Raw genomic sequence first — 18,177 nt, 5'->3', positions numbered from 1 at the left:
TATTCAAACCCAATTAATAGCAAGTGAAGTATTAGCGCAATCTGGCGTGCAATTTGGCACCAGTGGTGCGCGTGGCCTAGTGACTCAGTTCACGCCTGATGTTTGCGCGGCGTTTACCCATGCATTTGTCGATTCAATGCGTGGTAACTTCGGTTTCAATCAGGTGGCTATTGCTATCGACAATCGTCCAAGCAGCCCTGAAATGGTACAAGCGTGTATCGCAGCACTAGAGTCACTTGATATTGAAGCAATCTACTACGGTGTTATTCCAACACCAGCGTTGGCTTACAAAGCGATGCAAGATGGTATGCCTTGTATCATGGTCACGGGTTCACATATTCCGTTTGACCGTAACGGACTTAAGTTTTATCGCCCTGATGGTGAGATATCTAAGCAAGACGAGCAAGCGATTGTGAGCTCTCGAGTAACGTTCTCAGCGATTAAAACGCTAGCCGAGTTAGAAGCAAGGAGTGCTGCTGCAGATGCTTATTGTGAGCGCTACTCTAGCTTGTTTGCCTCTGACTTTTTAGCAGGTAAGCGCATTGGCGTTTATGAGCACTCTAGCGCTGGCCGTGATTTGTATTTGGGTTTGTTTGAATCGTTCGGTGCTGAAGTGGTTTCACTAGAGCGCACCGATACTTTTGTACCAATCGATACTGAAGCGGTATCAGAAGCGGATAAAGAGAAAGCACGCAATTGGTCTGAAGAATACAACCTTGATTTTATCTTCTCGACCGATGGTGATGGTGACAGACCACTAGTTGCCGACGAATCAGGTGAATGGCTGCGTGGCGATATTCTTGGGTTATTGTGCTCTAAAGCTTTAGAAGTTGAAGCGTTAGCTATTCCTGTGAGCTGCAACACTATTATTGCCCAGTCGCCAGAGTTCAAAACGGTAAAACAAACTCGCATTGGGTCGCCGTATGTGATTGCAGAGTTTGTATCTTTAGCCGAAGAACATAAAAGCGTGGCAGGTTTTGAAGCCAACGGTGGTTACCTGCTAGGCAGTGATACCGTAGTGAACGGCAAAATACTGAAAGCGCTACCAACACGTGATGCAGTGCTTCCAGCCTTGATGCTATTGGCATTGTCGAGCAAGACAAACATGAACATCAAAGATTTGGTTTCCGCTTTACCGCTCCGCTTTACCCACAGTGATCGCATCCAAAATTTCGCTACAGAAAAGAGCGTAGCCATTCTGGAGAAAGGTAGAGAGAACCCTCAAGCCTTGGTTGAACATCTAGGCTTTGAGAATATCGGGGTTGAGAAAGTGGATAACACAGATGGCTTGCGCATGACATTGTCTGATTTGACAGTCTTACACCTTCGACCTTCGGGTAATGCACCTGAACTTCGTTGTTATGCTGAGGCCGAAACGGTTAAGTGTTCGAAAGGTATTGTTGAAAAAGCTTTGGAACAAGTTCAAGCGTTGTAGTTTGTGAAACAAAAAGACTAATTTATGCAACTATTACTCAAATCAATACAAGTGTTTGCTGTTCGAGGCTTCGGCGCCGCCGCGGGTTTCTTCATGAGCCTCGTGGTCGCCAACACCACCGAAGTAAGCCATGCGGGGGTATTTTTCTTTGCTCTGGCATTAGCTCAACTCGGTGGTGGTTTGATGGCATTCGGCTCTCCGAATGCACTGCTGAAAGTGGTGGGAGCAGATTTTGGTTCTAGTTGGCAACGTATAAATCAAGATGTCTCGATTGTTCTCAAAGCAGTTACTGTTCTAGCAATTATCGCACTCATCTTCACTTTATTAGCTCCAAATCAGATTGCTCAATGGTTGGGTATGCCTGAGCTTGCACCTATGCTACCAGTGATTGCATTGGCTATGGGTATGTACGCTTTGGTGCAGATTACTGCGGCTTTGCTTCAAGGTAAACAAAGCGCTGTACTTGCCAGTACAGTGCAAAACGTTATTGCTCAGCTTTCCTTTGTTTCGATTCTAGCGATATTGGCATTACTTACTTTGGTTCAAACCAGCGCTACCCTGATCAATGTGTATCTTTTTTCACTAATCCTAGCAGCGTTATTAGGTGCGTGGTCTTGGTTTAAAAACCCAGGAACATCATTCGATATTAGTGCCAAACTTTCACCCGAACTGAAAGCAAGTATATCAGCACTATTTATTGCACTTCTCATGGGTATGTGTGCTCAATGGGCAGGGCAGTTAGCGACAGCCAAGTACCTTTCGAGCACAGACGTTGCATTTTTTGCCTCTGCGCAACGCACAGCAACCTTAGCGAGTTTTGTGCTCATTGCGGTTAACTTGGTAGTGGCCCCCAAATTTGCTCACGCTTTCGACAAAGATAACGCACTAGAAGTTAACAAGCTCTCGTTGCTATCTAGTCGTCTCATGGTAACGTTGGCTATACCGGTTATCGCCTTTATGATTTTTTTCCCTGAGTTCCTAATGGGACTCTTCGGTGAAGAATACAAGGCAGCTGCTCCGTTATTGCAAATTCTGGCCTTAGGGCAGTTTATTAATGTGATTACTGGGTCTGTGGGATATTTGCTTAACATGACAGGCCATGAAAAAGACATGCGTAACGTTGTGTTGTTCTCTGGCCCACTAGCTATCGCACTTGCTTTTGGCTTAACCAGTCAGTTTGGTTTGATGGGCGCGGCCTATGCGACGGCTATTTCAGTAGCGACCCAAAACCTGCTTGCGGTTTGGATGGTGAAAAAGCGACTTGGTTTTAACACGCTCAATATTTTTAGAAAGGTCTAGCTGTTAGCTGACCGCTATAGGCTTTACGTCGTTATATGATTGATTCTCAATGGTTCATCGCCGGTTTGCTTATCGCATTATTGGTTGCGTTAGCGGTGTTTCAACTTCGCCCATTGCTTGCGTTCGCAGCAACGGGCGCGGCTTTGTTTGTGTTTGGTCTGGTCGAGCAAGAGGTCTATCTAAAAGGCTTTGCCAATAATTCACTCATTACTTTAATGCTTCTGATTGTTTGCAGCCTTGCGGTGGAGCGTACCTATTATGTGAAGCACTTAGGCAAGGCGCTGTTTAATGGCTCGCCGTTGTTGAATTATGTACGTTTGTTAGTAGTGGCAAGCGTTACCTCCGGTTTTGCCAATAATACTGCCGTTGTCGCCACGCTTATGGGCTGCATCAAAAGCCATTTTGCACATCAGGCATCGCGCTATTTATTGCCGCTCTCTTACGCTTCAATTTTGGGCGGCACGCTAACCTTAGTCGGCACCTCGACTAACTTGATTGTTTCAGGCTTTGCAGAAGAGTATGGGTTACGCTCGCTCTCGATGTTTACTACTACGCCTATTGCCATTGTCGTGCTGTTCGTGTGTTTAGTGTGTTTATTGATTGGGATTAAGTTACTGCCTATCAGCAACCAAGCAGGTCAAGAGCACAGTAATCAATACTTTCTTGAAGCGAAAGTGACTTCGTCATCGCTAGCCGGCAAATCTATTGTCGATGCTGGTCTACGCGAACTAGGCAATTTGTACCTCACTGAAATCGTTCGTGGGGATGCTGTGATTGCGGTGGTATCGCCGGATGAGGTATTGCAGAAGGGAGACAGCCTGCTGTTTAGTGGCGATGTGAAAGCACTCTCGACCATAGAACAGGTAAACGGGCTAGATGTTGTTGGGTTAACTACAGAAGAGTCGAGCCACAGCAACAATACCTGTGAGGTCGTTCTATTGCCCGATTCAGTATGCGTAGGAAAAAGCATCAAACAAGTGAAATTCCGCTCACTGTTTAACGCATCGGTCTTGGGCGTGCGCCGAGGCGATCACCAAATCTCTGGTGGGCTAGGGAATATCAAACTCAGAGCTGGAGATATGTTGTTGCTAACCGTCGGTAATGATTTTAAAGATAGACACAACCTAAAGCGTAACTTTGTCCTGCTTAACCCTGAGTTGTTAATCAGTGAGCAGCAAGAGTTGCCTAAACGTCAGTCTCAATGGGTATTAACTGGGTTTGCGGCTGTGATCGGTTTATCTGCTTGCAACGTGTTACCGCTTATAAAGGGGCTATTGTTGCTGTTGGGTGCCCTTGTATTAAGTGGCGTATTGAGTGTGCAGTACGTTCGCCGCCGTATTCCATTTGAGATTATCATTGTGGTCGGCAGTGCGTTAGCACTCGCCAATGCCATGCAAACCAGTGGCTTGGCGCAATCCATCAGTTCAGGATTGTTAGCGATGACCCAAGGCTACGGGGTGTATGGTGCGTTTATTGGAGTATTCTTGGTAACGCTGTTGTTGACCGAGTTGATTACCAACAATGCTGCCGCGGCGATCATTTTCCCAATCGCGATGACCACGGCACAGCAGTTTGGTGTCGATACAATGCCGTTCATTATGGCGGTAGCCTTTGGTGCCAGTGCAAGCTTTTTGTCGCCCTTTGGCTATCAAACTAACTTGATGGTGTATTCAGCAGGTAATTACACAATGAAAGACTACTTTAAGCTGGGCTTGCCTGTTTCTGTTGTCTATTCAATTACGGTGATTTTAATGATTCCTGTTGTGTATCCGTTTTAAGAGTCTAGTTTTCAGTTTTCAGTTTTCAGTTTTCAGTTTTCAGTTTTCAGTTTTCAGTTTTCAGTTTTCAGTTTTCAGTTTTCAGTTTAAGCAGTGATAGGTTTTTTATGACGAGTCCTTATAACAACAAAGAAAATATTACCGATAAATCAAGTGATGTGGTTTGGCACAATGCGACGGTCACATCAGAGCAACGTGCAGAGCAAAAGAAACAAAAGCCGGTTGTGCTTTGGTTTACCGGTTTAAGTGGTTCAGGCAAGTCTACCGTCGCTAATGCAGTAGAAGCGAAACTCATGGCATTGGGTAAACACAGCTATTTGTTAGATGGTGATAACGTGCGCCACGGGTTAAACAAAGACCTTGGATTTAGTGATGCTGACCGTATCGAGAATATTCGACGTATTGGTGAAGTCGCTAAGTTATTTGTTGACTCGGGTTCCATTGTATTGACGGCATTCATCTCTCCCTTTATTTCTGATCGTCAACAGGTACGTGACTTGTTAGAACACGACCAGTTCTTGGAAGTGTTTATTGATACGCCGCTAGAGGTTTGCGAATCACGTGACCCTAAAGGTTTGTATAAAAAAGCCCGTAGCGGAGAAATCAAAAACTTTACGGGTATCAGCTCGGACTATGAAGCGCCGTTGAATCCAGAGATTCATGTTAAGACGGCAGAGTTCTCTATTGAGCAGTGTGCTGAGCAAATCGTTGATGCGCTTATTGAGCGTAAATATTTTAGCTTCTAGCTTCTAGCTTCTAGCTTCTAGCTATCCAACCATAGGATACCCCATGCATTACGATGTATTTAATGGTGATGCCGATGGCATCATCGCATTGCTTCAATTAAGGCTGACACAGCCTAAACAGAGTACGTTGATCACTGGTGTGAAACGCGATATTAAATTACTCGCCCAAGTATCAAAACGTGATGATGTGAGTTCAGTGACCACACTGGACATCTCAATGGAGAAAAACATCGAATCGTTACAAAGCTTGCTAGAGCGTGATATTGAGGTGTTCTATTGTGATCACCACCGAACGGGGGATGTGCCAGCGTCAGACAAGCTTACTGCCGTGATTAATCTAGATTCTGAAGTGTGTACTAGCCTGTTGATTCACCAATATTTGGAAGATACACATGGTGATAATCCGTATGTCGCTTGGGCGATTGCAGGTGCGTTTGGAGATAACCTTATCTCGACGGCAATGGCGTTAGCGAATGTACATGGTTTTACTCAAGCGCAGATTGAGTTCTTGAAAGAGCTTGGTACGCTGATTAACTACAACGGTTATGGTGCGAGTTTGAGTGATTTGCACATTGAGCCTGCTGATTTATATCGTGAGTTGTTGAATTACCCAAGCCCGTTTGCACTTCTTGATGAGCCTACGTCACCTTATTACCGTTTAAAGCAAGGTTATGAGGATGACTATAAAAACGTCAATGCGTTGGTGCCAATCTATAACAGCGATATCTGCGCGGTCTATGAGTTTCCTGCTCAAGCGTGGGCAAGACGCACCAGTGGCGTATATGGCAATGAGCTTGCAAACTTGTCTCCAAGTAAGGCGCATGCCGTTCTTACTCTGAATCCAAGTGGTGAAGATTACACCGTGAGTGTGCGAGCGCCGTTAACCAATCGTGTCGGTGCCGATGAGGTGTGTACTCAGTTCCCAACAGGGGGAGGGCGTAAAGCCGCCGCCGGGATCAATCAGTTGCCGTTAGAGCAGAAACAAGCGTTTATTGATGCATTGAACGGTTTTTATTTGAACTAGTTTGGTGGACGGGGTCAGTGTCAGGTGTGCTCTGCGCTGAAAGTATTGTGAATACTTCGAAGTTCACTGTTGTTGGTACTATGCGCATTCTAGACACTGACCCCAAGATAGTCCGGATTAATCACGAACAACCCGTCCCTGCCCCCCCCTTGGATTGGCATTACCGCTCTCAATAGTTTGGTGATTAAGGGGAGGAGTAAGAGCAGGATCGAGAATGGGGTCAGAGTTGCAGTTAGCTCTGAACGCATTGAATGCTCGGGCGCATGCGGTAACTCTGACCCCGGGTTTAGTGTGTGCGTTGGGCTAGGTTGACGGGGTCAGTGTCGGGTGTGATCTGCGCTGATGGTACAGAGAATCCTTTGTTGTTCGATGTTGTTGATGCTGTGTGTGCTCTGGACACTGACCCCAAGTGAGTCTGGATTCTTCGCTGTAACCCCTAAACTTAACTTTTACTAAATAAAACTATGTCTATTTTCGAATCTTTTATCTTGGCCCTTATCCAGGGGCTTACTGAGTTTTTGCCCATCTCTAGCTCGGCACACCTTATCCTTCCCTCGGCTATTTTAGGTTGGGAAGACCAAGGCTTGGCGTTTGATGTCGCGGTGCATGTCGGCACATTAGCGGCTGTGGTGATCTATTTCCGCAAGGAAGTAATGTCGCTGCTAACTGCGTGGTTTGGCTCTGTGTTTCAGCGTGAGCACAATAAAGAATCTAAACTGGCGTGGTTGATCATTCTGGCTACCATTCCTGCGTGTGTATTGGGATTGTTGTTAGATGACTTGATTGAGTTGTATCTGCGCAGCGCGTGGGTAATTGCTACAACGACAATTTTGTTTGGATTGCTGCTTTGGTGGGTAGATAAAACCGCCAGCTTTAAGCAGGATGAATACCAAGCAGGGTGGAAGCAAGCTTTGATAATTGGCCTTGCTCAAGCAATGGCGCTGATTCCGGGGACTTCTCGTTCGGGCGCGACAATTACGGCGGCCTTGTATCTTGGCTTTACTCGTGAGGCAGCGGCAAGATTTTCGTTCTTGATGTCGATTCCAATTATTAGTTTGGCGGGAAGTTACTTAGGTTTGAAGTTGGCGATGAGTGATGTGCCTGTGGCGTTGGATATGCTGTCGGTGGGTGTGGTGACCTCATTCATTGCGGCTTATTTGTGTATTCACTTCTTTTTGAAGCTTATCTCTAAGATGGGGATGACGCCGTTTGTGGTGTATCGCCTGCTGTTGGGTGTTGGGTGTTGGGTTGATGGTGTTTTTAGCTAGTCAAAAGTAATTCAGTTTAATTGCTAACCTCTCATCTTGGATTAGCATTGTCGTTCTCGATAGTTCGGTGATGAAGGGGAGGAGAAAGAGCGGTGTTTTAAATTGGCGGACTCTGTGTCGAAAGAGTTTCGTTTATAACACTTAGCTTGAAGAGATGGCTAAAAAGGATCTTAATTATATAGTTATTTCTTCTAAATTTTAAATTTCCAAAGATATTATATTTTAAGGTTTTTATGAATAGAAATTTACAGATTGACACGCTACGTGGTTTAGCTTGTCTACTGCTCGTTAGTTATCATGTAATTGGCTCTAATCCTTATAATGGGCTTAGAGTATTAGATGGTTTTGTTAGAGATTTTAATGACATATTGGCATATGTCAGAATGCCATTATTCACATTTTTATCTGGTTTAGTATATAGCTTTCGACCATTTTTAAGTGGTGCTGGTGATTTTATAATTAAAAAAGCTCGAAGACTTTTATTACCAATGATATTTGTTGGTACAACTTTTGCTGTTTTACAGTATTTAACACCAGGTTCAAACGATAGCATTCAAAGTTGGTATCTTATTCATATCCTGCCTGTAGCCCATTTTTGGTTTATAGAGTCTTTGTTTCTATTGTTTTTGATAGTTGTCATGCTAGAAGCAACGAGTATGTTCTCAAGTATTGGTAAGTGGGCTTTAATAACGCTTATTTCTATTGCTTTTTACTTGTCCTCAATAAACATAGTGTACTTTTCGCTAAATGGGTTGATCTATTTGATGCCTTATTTTTTAATAGGTATGGGTGTTAATAGATACAAATTAATTAGTTATCTAAGCAAAACAACTTCCACATTTATCTTGATTTCTATCACATTGTTATTCTCTGCGATTTATTTTGGGTTTATAGATTATTCAAATAAAAGAGAATTACTTCCATTGATAGTAGGAATGTTGTCCTGTTCTTGTTTATTAGCTTTAAAGTTAGAATCTAAGTTACTAGCTAGTGTAGGCTCTTATTCTTATTCTATATATTTGTATCATGTGTTTTTTACAGCTTTTTCTAGAATAGTTTTGTTAAAACTTGGTCTGGGTGAGTATTTTTATATCTTATTTATGGCTTCTTTATTTATGGGGGTTATTGGCCCTATTTTAATTGAGCTCACATTTAAAAAGTATAATATTACACGTGTGTTGTTTTTAGGTATGCCAAAGAAGAAGTTAGTGTAACCCTCCCCAATAACCGTCACACTCCTCCCCTTGGATTAGCATTGTCGATCTCAATGTTTTGGTGGTGAAGGGGAGGAGTAAGAGCGAGTTCGTGAATGGGGTCAGAGTTGCAGTTGGCTTCGAACGCATTGAATGTTCGAATCATGCGGTGACTCTGACCCCGGGCTTGGTGGTTAAGTTGGTCTAGTTGGACGGGGTCAGTGTCGGGTGTGCTCTGCGCTGATTATACCGAGAGTCCTTTGTTGTTCACTGTTGTTGATGCTGTGTGCGTTCTAGACACTGACCCCAAGTTGAGAGTGTGGTTTTGTCTATTGCCACGTTCTTAGGTAGCGGCTTTGTTGCACCTCGTGGATGAACTGCTGTCCCAAGTGGTAGTAGTGCTGCTTGGTTTGCTCACAATAGCGCTTTTGAACATCGATGAAGATGTTGGCGTTGCGAAAGTGAGAAACAAACGTCGACTCACTGGTGATGTTGAACTTCTGTTTGATCTCTGCGTGGGTTAATGCCCTTGGGTAGTGGCGCAGCAGCAGTTGTAAGAACTGCTTTATCCTGCTAACAATCCTTGTGATCTTTTCGGTTAACACAGCCTTCTTTTCTGCTTCTGTCATTGTCGCTTGGGCGATGGTGTTTTCCATGTTCTCTCCTCCTTTGAGTTTTGTATATTGTTAATTCGGTTTTTGCTTTTTTCTTTTGCTCCTAACTTCTAGCCTCTAGCCTCTAGCCTCTAGCCTCTAGCCTCTAGCTTCTAACTTCTCTTTTGTTTCAATCAAAGCCTGAATCCTGGCTTGATACGGGTTAGGGGCAGCGTCTTGCTCATACTCAGCCAGTGCCTTAGAGACAATGTTGAGCATGCCTTTGGGTTTGCTTGATTCCAGTAGGTCACGGTGATGGTTGGCATCAAAACGCGATGCTTCTCCCGAGCTTGTACTATCGTTACGTCTCGGTTTTCGCTCTGACCGTGGATTGGATTTGACCTTGTTGGCCGAGCGTAGCCTTGCATGGTTGGTTTTGGCTTGGCGGCTGCGGCGTAGCCAACCATTCACAAAGTGGCCAATGTGCTCGATGGGTTTGCGTTTATCTGGATTGATGTATAACCACGCTTGCATGGCGTGAAGCTCTTGCAATACATCCAGTTCAGGATAGCTTTGTTTGAGTATGTGGTAGAACTCTGGATAAATCGGTGCGTTGCCCTCACTGGCCAGTAGCGCCATGATGGGCTTGGATGATGCCTCTGTGGTGCGATCTTGTTTCGATGCTGTTGGTGTTGCTGTGGATGTGGCTTTGGAACTGGCAGAATCCGATTCGCTCAACGCGAGTGTGCGCTGCTTAGCGTGTCCGGTTTTCTCTGGTGCAGAGACTTTATTAACATCGCTTTCTCCTGTTTTATGTTCTAAATGACAGGTTATGTGTGCCACTGTGTCACCCTCTGTGCTAGTCACTCTGTCACCCTGGTGGGTGTCAGATTGGCTCCATTCTTCCTTCTTAAAGTGTGGTGTTTTGTTTGATTCAGATTCGATATCGCTCTGTTCCATGTGCATACCTTCTGGCATGCGCAGTTGGTATAAGATGCTGCGCTGTCGGCCACGCTCATCAAAGCGTTTTACTCGGCGAATAAAGCCTTGCTGCTCTAATGCAATGAGGTGACGTTTTACGGTCCGCAGCGACACCTCACAATACTGGGCAAGGTATTCAGAAGAGGGAAAACACACACCACGCGCATCGGCGTTGTCTGCCATCTTGAGCAGGATTAACTTGCTGGTTGCTGAGCCGGTTTTGAGTGGCATGAAAGCGAGGATTAGCGGGACGCTCATTATTGATATTCCTTATCGCGTTGTTGCATAACAATCTATTAACAACACGATTCGAGCATCTAGGGGCAGATAAAAGTGCAAATAGTTAGCACTTATGGTTGATTTTTTAAGCCAGGTTGTATTGTCGATGCAAACGATACATGGATATAAGAACGCTGTTCGAGCGACCTCTCATCTTTGTAAATTCTTATTTTTTTCATGGTCTTATTCTGCCCCTAAATCTTTTTTTCGGTTTATTTTGCCTTCGTTTATCGCTGCGAACGCTTGTAGCGGCGGCTTCTAACAACGACTTTTTCTTTCAACTAAAAGGAGTTCTATGAAGGCAATCATCTCTTTGTTTATTGCGATGTATAAACCGAGTTCGGGGAGTGTGGAATGTCAATCTTATGCCACGCCTTTCTGTTCTGATGGCTTGAATGGTGCGGTTGGTGATTCACTTTGGCATAGGGTGGACTACAGCGACTTGTGTTGGGCGTTTAGCCGCGCTCGAAAGGCGAGTCCGGTTGGCTATTGTGTGCTCTATCTGCGCTATGTGAATGCGCATCCGGGTTATGCCAAAACGGTGAGTGACTTTTGTCGTCAGGTTCGTGATAGAAATTCGCTCCCGGCGGATCAATTGAGAAAGCGGCTCTATACAGAGCTGCAACAACAGGAGGAGACATTTTGCCAAGCGCTCAAGCAGCAATTGACGGAATTAGGCGTTCATTAATAGTGGCGGAGCCGAGGGTGAGCCAACTCGATAGGTCACTTCGATTTATAACGGTGCATTGCAGTGCGACTTGTGCCTCGCAAGATATTGGTGTGGAAGAGATAAGACAGTGGCACAAGGCAAAAGGGTGGCGCGATGTGGGGTATCACTTTGTGATTCGCCGAAGTGGGGAGGTGGAAATAGGGCGGCCGTTGAATCAAACCGGCGCACATGTGAAGGGGCATAACACGGGCAATATAGGAATCTGTGTGGTCGGTGGTGTGGATGCGAATCATCAACCGGAGGACAACTTCACTCTCGCGCAAAGAAAGGCACTGTTTGGTTTGATTGGTGAGTTGCAACAGCGGTTTGAGATCAGCGATGACAACGTAAAAGGGCACAAAGACTGGGGAGTGGCGAAGGCGTGCCCGGTGATGAAGATTAGGGGGGAAAGAGTTTAGTGCGCTTCGCTTAAGAACGGATTTCGTCCTATAGAGCGCTTCGCTATAGAAAGAGATGAAAGAGCGAGATTAATGACCCCGGGTTTTGGTGCTCACGTTGGACTCGGTGGACGGGGTCAGTGTCGGGCGTGCTCGGTGTTGAAAGCATTGGGAATGCTTAGTGGTTCACTGTTGTCGATGCTTTGTACATTCTAGACATTAATCCCAAGTGAGTCCGGATTATTCGCTGCAACCCCTCCCTGCCTCCCCTTGGATTAGCATCGTCGATCTCAATGGTTCGGTGGTTAAGGGGAGGAGCAAGAGCGAGTTCGAGAATGGGGTCAGAGTTGCAGTCAGCGCTGAGCGCATTGGATGCTCGGAATCATGCGGTGACTCTGCCCCCAAGTGAGTCCGGATTCTTCGCTGCAACCCCTCCCAGCCTCCCCTTGGATTGGCATCGTCGATCTCAATGGTTTGGTGACAAAGGGGAGGAGCAAGAGCAAGTTCTCGAATGGGGTCAGAGTTGCAGTTGGCCCTGAACGCATTGAATGTTCGGAATCATGCGGTGACTCTGACCCCAAGTGGGGTTTATCAACAGTTCCGAAATCAATAACCATGGAGGTTTAATGACTTTATTTGGACGTATGTTTGGCAGTCAATCGACGATTGATAAAAGCTTAGATGCACTAACCGACACAGGAGATGCGATGTTTTTTACTGATGAAGAGAAAGCGCAGCACAAACTGGCGCTGTTGAAAGCGTATGAGCCGTTTAAGTTGGTGCAACGTTACATTGTGTTGTTGTTTACTATTCCCTATGTCTCACTTCATGTGGTGGTGATCTTAGGTTGCATGCATGGTTATGAGTGGAAACCATTGGGCGAGATGATTAATGAAGCGTTCGGTTATCCGGTGTTGGCCGCGATTGGTTTGTACCTGACAGGTGGTGTGGTGAAGGGCAGAACATAGATTTTAAAGCAGATTTAGATCGCTTCGCTTCCAGGACGGACTTCATTTGAGAGCAGAGTTTAGAGTCTAGAACGGACTTCGTCCTATAGAACGCTTCGCTATAGGAAGAGCTAAAAAAGCAGGGGAATGAGAACGGGGTCAGTGTCGGGTATGCTCGGTGTTGAAAGCTTTGAGAATACTTCCTGGTTCACTTTTGTTGATGCTATGTGCATTCTAGACACTGACCCCAAGTAGGGAATGGTTTTGTCGCTAGCAACCCCTCCCAGCCTCCCCTTGGATTAGTATTGTCGATCTCAATAGTTTGGTGATGAAGGGGAGGAGCAAGAGCGGGTTTGGTGTTCAATTTGGGTTAAGTGGACGGGGTCAGTGTCGAGTTTGTTCGGCACTGAAAGTATTTGGAATACTTCGAGGTTAACTGTTGTTGAGGCTATGTGCGTTCTAGACACTGACCCCAAGTAGGGAATGGTTTTGTCGCTAGCAACCCCTCCCAACCTCCCCTTGGATTAGCATTGTTGATCTCAATGGTTCGGTGGTGAAGGGGAGGAGTAAGAGCGGGTTCGAGAATGAGGTCAGTGTCGGGTGTGCTAGGTATTGAAGACATGGGGAAGACTTCGAGGTTAACTGTTGTTGAGGCTATGTGCGTTCTAGACTCTGACCCCAAGTAGGCGGCTTCATCCTTAAATCGAAAATGTCTCGCTAAGAGTCAAAATAAGGTCTAAAATTAGCTCTTATTTAAGTGTGTTAATTGGTGTTGATATGAGACAAGTTTTAGCTGATTGTTCAGCAAGTATTTCTGAATTAAAGAAGAACCCAACAGCTTTGCTTAATGAAGCTGACGGTGCTGCTATTGCTATTTTAAATCACAACAAGCCCGCTGCTTATCTTGTTCCTGCAGAAACCTATGAGTTTCTAATGGATATGCTTGATGACTACGAACTTTCGAAAGTCGTAGAAAGTCGTCGTGGTGAGTTATCTGAAGCTGTAGAAGTCGATATCGATGACTTATAAACTTAAATTTCTGCCCGCTGCAAAGAAAGAGTGGAGCAAACTTGCTCCACCAATTCAGAGTCAGTTCAAAAAGAAATTAAAAGAACGCCTAGAAAATCCACATGTCCCATCTTCTAAGTTGCGTGGTTATGATTCTGTCTACAAAATCAAGTTACGCACAGTTGGATATCGCTTGGCTTATGAAGTAATTGACGATGAAATCGTCGTCGTTGTGCTAGCTATTGGTAAGCGCGATAAGGATGCTGTCTACAAAAAGTTAGCCTCAAGGTTTTTGTAGTGGGGGATTCGTTGCTGGTTCCGTAAATGGGGTCAGAGTTGAAAGAGCAGGTTCTAGGTCGCTTCGCTTGCAGGACGGGCTTCGTTTAAGAGCAGAGTTTAGGGTTTAGAACGGACTTCGTCCTATAGAACGCTTCGCTATAGGAAGAGCTAAAGAGCAGGGAAGCGAGAATGGGGTCAGAGTTGCAGTCAGCTCTGAACGCATTGAATGCTCGGAATCATGCGGTGACTCTGACCCCAAGTAGAGTTTGGTTTTGTCGCTAGCAACCCCTCCCAGCCTCCCCTTGGATTAGCATTGTCGATCTCAATAGTTTGGTGATGAAGGGGAGGAGCAAGAGCGGGTTCGAGGACGGGGTCAGTGTCGAGCTTGCTCGGCGCTGGAATACTTCGAGGTTAACTGTTGTTGAGGCTATGTGTGTTCTAGACACTGACCCCAAGTAGGGTTTGGTTTATCGCTAGCAACCCCTCCTTGCCTCCCCTTGGATTAGCATTGTCGATCTCAATAGTTTGGTGATGAAGGGGAGGAGTAAGAGCAGGTTCGAGAATGGGATCTTGCGCTTTGTTTAGCCAGCGAATGACCACTTTTGGATACCTCTTGTACCCCAATTATAAAATTCTCTGCAAATCCTGTTACTTTTATTTGCGTACATAGTACTCATTGGGTATAATGCGCTCCATTGCATTACCTTCCTTTATTCACTTAAAGGCTAGTACTGAACATTGTTGGTTGGTGAGTCATGGATTTGACCCGTTAATTACGCTACAGGACTAGCTTGCACGTTTGCCACTCGGCATTGCATCCAACCTAAATATTCTGAATGTTTTAACAACGTCATGCTGCACACAACTTTACGTTTGGTGTGGTGTTCTGTATATTTGCGCTAGTTTTGTGTATGAAGTACACAAAAAATAAAAAGAAGAGTTCTCATGATCAAACATTGTTTGTTTCCTGCTGCGGGCTACGGCACGCGATTTTTACCTGCAACGAAGTCGATGCCAAAAGAGATGATGCCGGTGGTGAATAAACCGCTGATTGAATATGGCGTTGATGAAGCCATTCAAGCTGGCATGAACAGCATGGCGATTGTAACGGGTCGTGGTAAGAACTCACTGATGGATCACTTCGATAAGAACTACGAGTTAGAGCATCAAATCAATGGCACTAACAAAGAGACGCTATTGGATGACATTCGTGAACTGATTGATGGTGCGAACTTTACCTACATTCGTCAGCGTGAAATGAAAGGCTTAGGTCACGCGATTCTAACGGGTAAAGAGCTGGTGGGCGATAACCCGTTTGCTGTGGTTCTGGCAGATGACCTATGTGTGAACGAAGACCAAGGCGTATTGGCGCAGATGGTTGGCTTGTACAAGCAGTTCCGCTGCACCATTGTTGCGGTCGAAGAAGTGCCAGCCGATGAAACACACAAATATGGCGTGATTGCTGGTGAGCACCTGAGTGATGACCTTATTCGTGTCACGGACATGGTGGAAAAACCAGAGCCGGGCACAGCGCCGAGCAACCTGGCGATCATCGGTCGTTACATCCTAACGCCGGACATCTTCGAGCACATCGAAAACACCACTCCAGGTAAGGGCGGTGAAATCCAAATTACCGATGCAATCCTTAAGCAAGCCGATGAAGGCTGTGTGATTGCGTACAAATTTAAGGGTAAGCGTTTTGACTGCGGGAGCGTTGATGGCTACATCGAAGCAACCAACTACTGCTATCAGAACCTTTATCTTCAAGACTCGCAAGTGGAGCTGAAGAAAGCGCCAACAGAGAAGCAAGACGGATAAATGTCTGATACTGATAAACAAACTCAAACCAATTCCAAGCCTTCAATGATTGGCAAGCTAGCGATGTTGATCATCCTGGCGGTGCTGTCTGTTGGGGTGATGGGCTACGCGGGCAAAGCGGCGATTGGCAACCTGTATGTGTTGTCGCTTAAAAGCGAGATTAAAGGCGTCGAGTCCCTTGTTCAAGAGGGTATTGCACCCTCTGTGGTGGATGCGCGTCAGCTGACGGAGAGCGTATTGGCTTGGGATGGTGACACCCCGAGTACGCTCACGTATGTGGCAAGCTTTGCTCGTTGGTTTGATCATTTGTTATCTCAATCAGAATCTGCACAACCCGATTCCGTGGTGGGAAATTCGTCTGAATGGATTGAACAAGCGATTCAGCGTCGTCCCACTATGTCGAATCAATATTTACTAAAAGCGATCGCGCTTTGGCAACAAGGTAAGCCCAAAGCAGACATCGCCCAGCAATATCAACTCGCTCAGCAGTTCGGCCCTTATGAAAAGGATGTCGCGCTGGCGAGTTTAGAGTTCTACCTAGCGTATTGGCCGCAATTGAACACCGAAGAGAAGGTGTTGGCGAGTCAGTATTTGCTATCTCCAAGAGATTACCGACTGGGTTACCGAGAAATCGGCCGAGTGATTCAACGTTCACCCAATAAGCATCGTGCATGCAGTCTATTGAGTTTTAACAACATTAAGATTCGTGAATGCAAAAGCTAAAGCCTGAAGCGACGGCGTTGCTTAACCGCAGAACTTTAATTCTGTTAGTGCTTGTGCTAGCGGGTGGATTGGCGTCGATGGCGAAAACATTTGGTGTATACGGCAACCTAGTTCGGGAAACTGAGTTGTTTCTGGGTGGAGACTGGGCATTGCACGCTGTGCTGTCTACGTGTCTTGGCCTAGTGGCATCATGGGCGACCCCTCCTCAGTGGTTGAATCGTCCATTTTTCATGGTGTCTCCAATTACTTTAGTCATTTTGGCGATGGTGATTTTGGATGAGAGCTTGCAGGCATTTAGTCCATTACGTGAGTTTTCGTTTGAAGATATGTCCATCAATATTGCTGGAGTTTGGTTTGGGACACTGTGTTACCTGTTGTGGATTCGTCTTTTCTGCTCTGAAAAGAAAGGTGGGGTGACCCCGCAATAGGCGTGAGCGCCGTTGTCGGCGTTCATTGGTTAAACGTTAACAATAATAAGGTTGTTTTATGAAGTTAAAAGCATTGGCAGTAAGCCTTGCTTTTGGTGCAGCAGTGGCAGCAGCACCAACGTTCGCAGCACCAGCAATGGACTCTGTAAAGATCCAAGAAATGGTTTCCGCTTCTGCACTTTCTGCTGAAGAGCTAGTGGTTGAGCTTATCGCTCAGTACCCAGAGCTTGCAGCAGCGATCGTTGAAGCAGTAGTAAAAGCGAACCCAGAAGCAGCGGCAGAAGTAACAAAAGCGGCAATGGCAGCAGCTCCTGAAGCAGCAGCTGACATCGCTGAAGTTGCTCGCGTAGCGGAAGTTCCAAACAGCGCGATCACTGAAGCTGCACTTGCAGCGGGCATTGACCCAACAGACGTAGCTGAAACACCAGCATCTGGTGGTGCTCCTGAAGCACCTGCAGCTCCAGCACCAAGCACTCCAAGCTTTGGCGGTGGTAACGGTTCTCCAGTTTCTGGTAACTAATCGACCGATTTATTGGTTGTGTGTCAAAGCTCTGGTTTGATCGAGAGGTGAAATCAGGGCTTTGTTTCGGGGCCAAATCAATGGGTATCAAGTGCGTATTGATATGGGTCTGAAGCGTAACAGCTTAATAGAGTCTAGAGCGCTTCGCTTAAGAACGGACTTCGTTTGAGAGCAGAGTTTAGAGTTTAGAACGGACTCCGTCCTATAGAACGCTTCGCTATAGAAAGAGCTAAAAAGCAGGGGTTCGAGAATGGGGGTCAGAGTTGCAGTCGGCTCTGAACGCATTGAATGCTTGGAATCATGCGGTGACTCTAACCCCTGTGTAGTACTCAAGTTGGGTTGGTTACTTCGCTAGCAACCCCTCCCAGCCTCCCCTTGGATTAGCATCGTCGATCTCAATGGTTTGGTGGTGAAGGGGAGGAGTAAGAGCAGGTTCGTGGACGGGGTCAGAGTTGCAGTCAGCTCTGAACGCATTGAATATTCGGAATCATGCGGTGACTCTGACCCCGGTTTGATACTCAAGTTGGGGTTGGTTACATCGCTAGCAACCCCTCCCAGCCTCCCCTTGGATTGGCATCGTCGATCTCAATGGGTCGGTGACAAAGGGGAGGAGCAAGAGCGGGTTCGAGAATGGGGTCAGAGTTGCAGTCGGCTCTGAACGCATTGAATGCTCGGGATTATGCGGTGACTCTGACCCCAAGTTAAGTTCGTCATCCTCGAGCGCGAGGCGACGAGTACATCGGGGATCTTG

The 18,177-nt window shown here is 46.0% G+C and carries 18 protein-coding genes; 16 read left to right on the top strand and 2 right to left on the bottom strand.

Going from position 1 to position 18,177, the window contains the following annotated elements:
- Position 1 precedes the first annotated feature (1 nt).
- The 7 genes from DPF91_RS00765 to DPF91_RS00735 all read left to right on the top strand — a co-directional run bounded on the left by DPF91_RS00765 (position 2) and on the right by DPF91_RS00735 (position 8,764).
- A complete protein-coding gene (locus tag DPF91_RS00765; RefSeq protein ID WP_277392886.1) occupies positions 2-1,435 on the top strand; it encodes a phosphomannomutase in 1,434 nt (477 codons plus the stop codon).
- Between the two features lie 24 nt (positions 1,436-1,459).
- Positions 1,460-2,734, top strand: a complete 1,275-nt coding sequence (locus DPF91_RS00760; protein WP_117232524.1) for an MATE family efflux transporter — start codon at positions 1,460-1,462, stop codon at positions 2,732-2,734.
- A gap of 35 nt (positions 2,735-2,769) precedes the next feature.
- Positions 2,770-4,512 (top strand): SLC13 family permease, encoded by a 1,743-nt coding sequence (locus tag DPF91_RS00755; RefSeq protein WP_117232523.1) that lies wholly within the window; start codon positions 2,770-2,772, stop codon positions 4,510-4,512.
- Between the two features lie 107 nt (positions 4,513-4,619).
- Complete coding sequence (gene cysC / locus DPF91_RS00750) at positions 4,620-5,258, top strand: adenylyl-sulfate kinase (protein WP_117232522.1); 639 nt, start codon at positions 4,620-4,622, stop codon at positions 5,256-5,258.
- 43 nt (positions 5,259-5,301) lie between these two features.
- Positions 5,302-6,282, top strand: a complete 981-nt coding sequence (locus DPF91_RS00745) for a DHH family phosphoesterase (RefSeq protein ID WP_117232521.1) — start codon at positions 5,302-5,304, stop codon at positions 6,280-6,282.
- A gap of 464 nt (positions 6,283-6,746) precedes the next feature.
- Complete coding sequence (locus tag DPF91_RS00740; RefSeq protein WP_117232520.1) at positions 6,747-7,550, top strand: undecaprenyl-diphosphate phosphatase; 804 nt, start codon at positions 6,747-6,749, stop codon at positions 7,548-7,550.
- Positions 7,551-7,783: 233 nt separating this feature from the next.
- A complete protein-coding gene (locus DPF91_RS00735) occupies positions 7,784-8,764 on the top strand; it encodes an acyltransferase family protein (RefSeq protein WP_117232519.1) in 981 nt (326 codons plus the stop codon).
- 308 nt (positions 8,765-9,072) lie between these two features.
- Here DPF91_RS00735 and DPF91_RS00730 read toward each other — a convergent pair whose 3' ends face one another.
- Entirely contained in the window at positions 9,073-9,399 is a 327-nt protein-coding gene (locus DPF91_RS00730) for a hypothetical protein (protein WP_117232518.1), read from the bottom strand.
- A 96-nt stretch (positions 9,400-9,495) separates the two neighbouring features.
- Positions 9,496-10,575, bottom strand: coding sequence for a helix-turn-helix domain-containing protein (locus DPF91_RS00725; protein ID WP_117232517.1), 1,080 nt, complete (start codon positions 10,573-10,575; stop codon positions 9,496-9,498).
- A 316-nt stretch (positions 10,576-10,891) separates the two neighbouring features.
- Here DPF91_RS00725 and DPF91_RS00720 point away from each other — a divergent pair, with 316 nt between their 5' ends.
- The 9 genes from DPF91_RS00720 (at position 10,892) to DPF91_RS00675 (ending at position 17,426) form a co-directional block, all read left to right on the top strand.
- Positions 10,892-11,284 carry a hypothetical protein gene (locus tag DPF91_RS00720; protein WP_117232516.1) on the top strand — a complete coding sequence of 131 codons (393 nt, stop codon included), beginning with the start codon at positions 10,892-10,894 and terminating at the stop codon, positions 11,282-11,284.
- Positions 11,269-11,724, top strand: coding sequence for an N-acetylmuramoyl-L-alanine amidase (locus tag DPF91_RS00715; protein ID WP_241033729.1), 456 nt, complete (start codon positions 11,269-11,271; stop codon positions 11,722-11,724). Before DPF91_RS00720 ends, DPF91_RS00715 begins: the two co-directional genes overlap by 16 nt.
- A 605-nt stretch (positions 11,725-12,329) precedes the next feature.
- Positions 12,330-12,671, top strand: a complete 342-nt coding sequence (locus DPF91_RS00705) for a hypothetical protein (RefSeq protein WP_117232513.1) — start codon at positions 12,330-12,332, stop codon at positions 12,669-12,671.
- A 756-nt stretch (positions 12,672-13,427) separates the two neighbouring features.
- Positions 13,428-13,679, top strand: a complete 252-nt coding sequence (locus DPF91_RS00700) for a type II toxin-antitoxin system Phd/YefM family antitoxin (protein ID WP_117232512.1) — start codon at positions 13,428-13,430, stop codon at positions 13,677-13,679.
- Positions 13,669-13,956, top strand: coding sequence for a type II toxin-antitoxin system RelE family toxin (locus tag DPF91_RS00695; protein WP_117232511.1), 288 nt, complete (start codon positions 13,669-13,671; stop codon positions 13,954-13,956). Before DPF91_RS00700 ends, DPF91_RS00695 begins: the two co-directional genes overlap by 11 nt.
- Before the next feature lie 926 nt (positions 13,957-14,882).
- The gene (gene galU, locus DPF91_RS00690; protein ID WP_117232510.1) at positions 14,883-15,755 is read left to right on the top strand and encodes a UTP--glucose-1-phosphate uridylyltransferase GalU; all 873 of its coding nucleotides are present in this window, start codon (positions 14,883-14,885) and stop codon (positions 15,753-15,755) included.
- Complete coding sequence (locus DPF91_RS00685; protein WP_117232509.1) at positions 15,756-16,478, top strand: hypothetical protein; 723 nt, start codon at positions 15,756-15,758, stop codon at positions 16,476-16,478.
- Positions 16,466-16,906 (top strand): VanZ family protein, encoded by a 441-nt coding sequence (locus tag DPF91_RS00680; protein ID WP_117232508.1) that lies wholly within the window; start codon positions 16,466-16,468, stop codon positions 16,904-16,906. Before DPF91_RS00685 ends, DPF91_RS00680 begins: the two co-directional genes overlap by 13 nt.
- 58 nt (positions 16,907-16,964) lie before the next feature.
- Positions 16,965-17,426: a hypothetical protein gene (locus DPF91_RS00675; RefSeq protein ID WP_117232507.1), complete on the top strand. Its 462-nt coding sequence runs from the start codon at positions 16,965-16,967 to the stop codon at positions 17,424-17,426.
- The last annotated feature ends 751 nt before the right edge of the window (positions 17,427-18,177 follow it).

It is taken from the genome of Vibrio maerlii (assembly GCF_003415655.1).
Classification (GTDB): Bacteria; Pseudomonadota; Gammaproteobacteria; order Enterobacterales; family Vibrionaceae; genus Vibrio; species Vibrio maerlii.
This window is presented reverse-complemented; position numbering and strand designations above follow the sequence as displayed.

What these genes read in the sequence shown, in the direction of transcription:
- DPF91_RS00705 (WP_117232513.1), top strand. Translation starts at nt 12,330, where the DNA reads ATGACTTTATTTGGACGTATGTTTGGCAGTCAATCGACGATTGATAAA.
- galU (WP_117232510.1), top strand. Translation starts at nt 14,883, where the DNA reads ATGATCAAACATTGTTTGTTTCCTGCTGCGGGCTACGGCACGCGATTT.
- DPF91_RS00675 (WP_117232507.1), top strand. Translation starts at nt 16,965, where the DNA reads ATGAAGTTAAAAGCATTGGCAGTAAGCCTTGCTTTTGGTGCAGCAGTG.
- DPF91_RS00730 (WP_117232518.1), bottom strand. Translation starts at nt 9,399, where the DNA reads ATGGAAAACACCATCGCCCAAGCGACAATGACAGAAGCAGAAAAGAAG.
- DPF91_RS00700 (WP_117232512.1), top strand. Translation starts at nt 13,428, where the DNA reads ATGAGACAAGTTTTAGCTGATTGTTCAGCAAGTATTTCTGAATTAAAG.
- DPF91_RS00760 (WP_117232524.1), top strand. Translation starts at nt 1,460, where the DNA reads ATGCAACTATTACTCAAATCAATACAAGTGTTTGCTGTTCGAGGCTTC.
- DPF91_RS00745 (WP_117232521.1), top strand. Translation starts at nt 5,302, where the DNA reads ATGCATTACGATGTATTTAATGGTGATGCCGATGGCATCATCGCATTG.
- DPF91_RS00725 (WP_117232517.1), bottom strand. Translation starts at nt 10,575, where the DNA reads ATGAGCGTCCCGCTAATCCTCGCTTTCATGCCACTCAAAACCGGCTCA.
- DPF91_RS00755 (WP_117232523.1), top strand. Translation starts at nt 2,770, where the DNA reads ATGATTGATTCTCAATGGTTCATCGCCGGTTTGCTTATCGCATTATTG.
- DPF91_RS00735 (WP_117232519.1), top strand. Translation starts at nt 7,784, where the DNA reads ATGAATAGAAATTTACAGATTGACACGCTACGTGGTTTAGCTTGTCTA.
- cysC (WP_117232522.1), top strand. Translation starts at nt 4,620, where the DNA reads ATGACGAGTCCTTATAACAACAAAGAAAATATTACCGATAAATCAAGT.
- DPF91_RS00740 (WP_117232520.1), top strand. Translation starts at nt 6,747, where the DNA reads ATGTCTATTTTCGAATCTTTTATCTTGGCCCTTATCCAGGGGCTTACT.
- DPF91_RS00720 (WP_117232516.1), top strand. Translation starts at nt 10,892, where the DNA reads ATGAAGGCAATCATCTCTTTGTTTATTGCGATGTATAAACCGAGTTCG.
- DPF91_RS00685 (WP_117232509.1), top strand. Translation starts at nt 15,756, where the DNA reads ATGTCTGATACTGATAAACAAACTCAAACCAATTCCAAGCCTTCAATG.
- DPF91_RS00695 (WP_117232511.1), top strand. Translation starts at nt 13,669, where the DNA reads ATGACTTATAAACTTAAATTTCTGCCCGCTGCAAAGAAAGAGTGGAGC.
- DPF91_RS00680 (WP_117232508.1), top strand. Translation starts at nt 16,466, where the DNA reads ATGCAAAAGCTAAAGCCTGAAGCGACGGCGTTGCTTAACCGCAGAACT.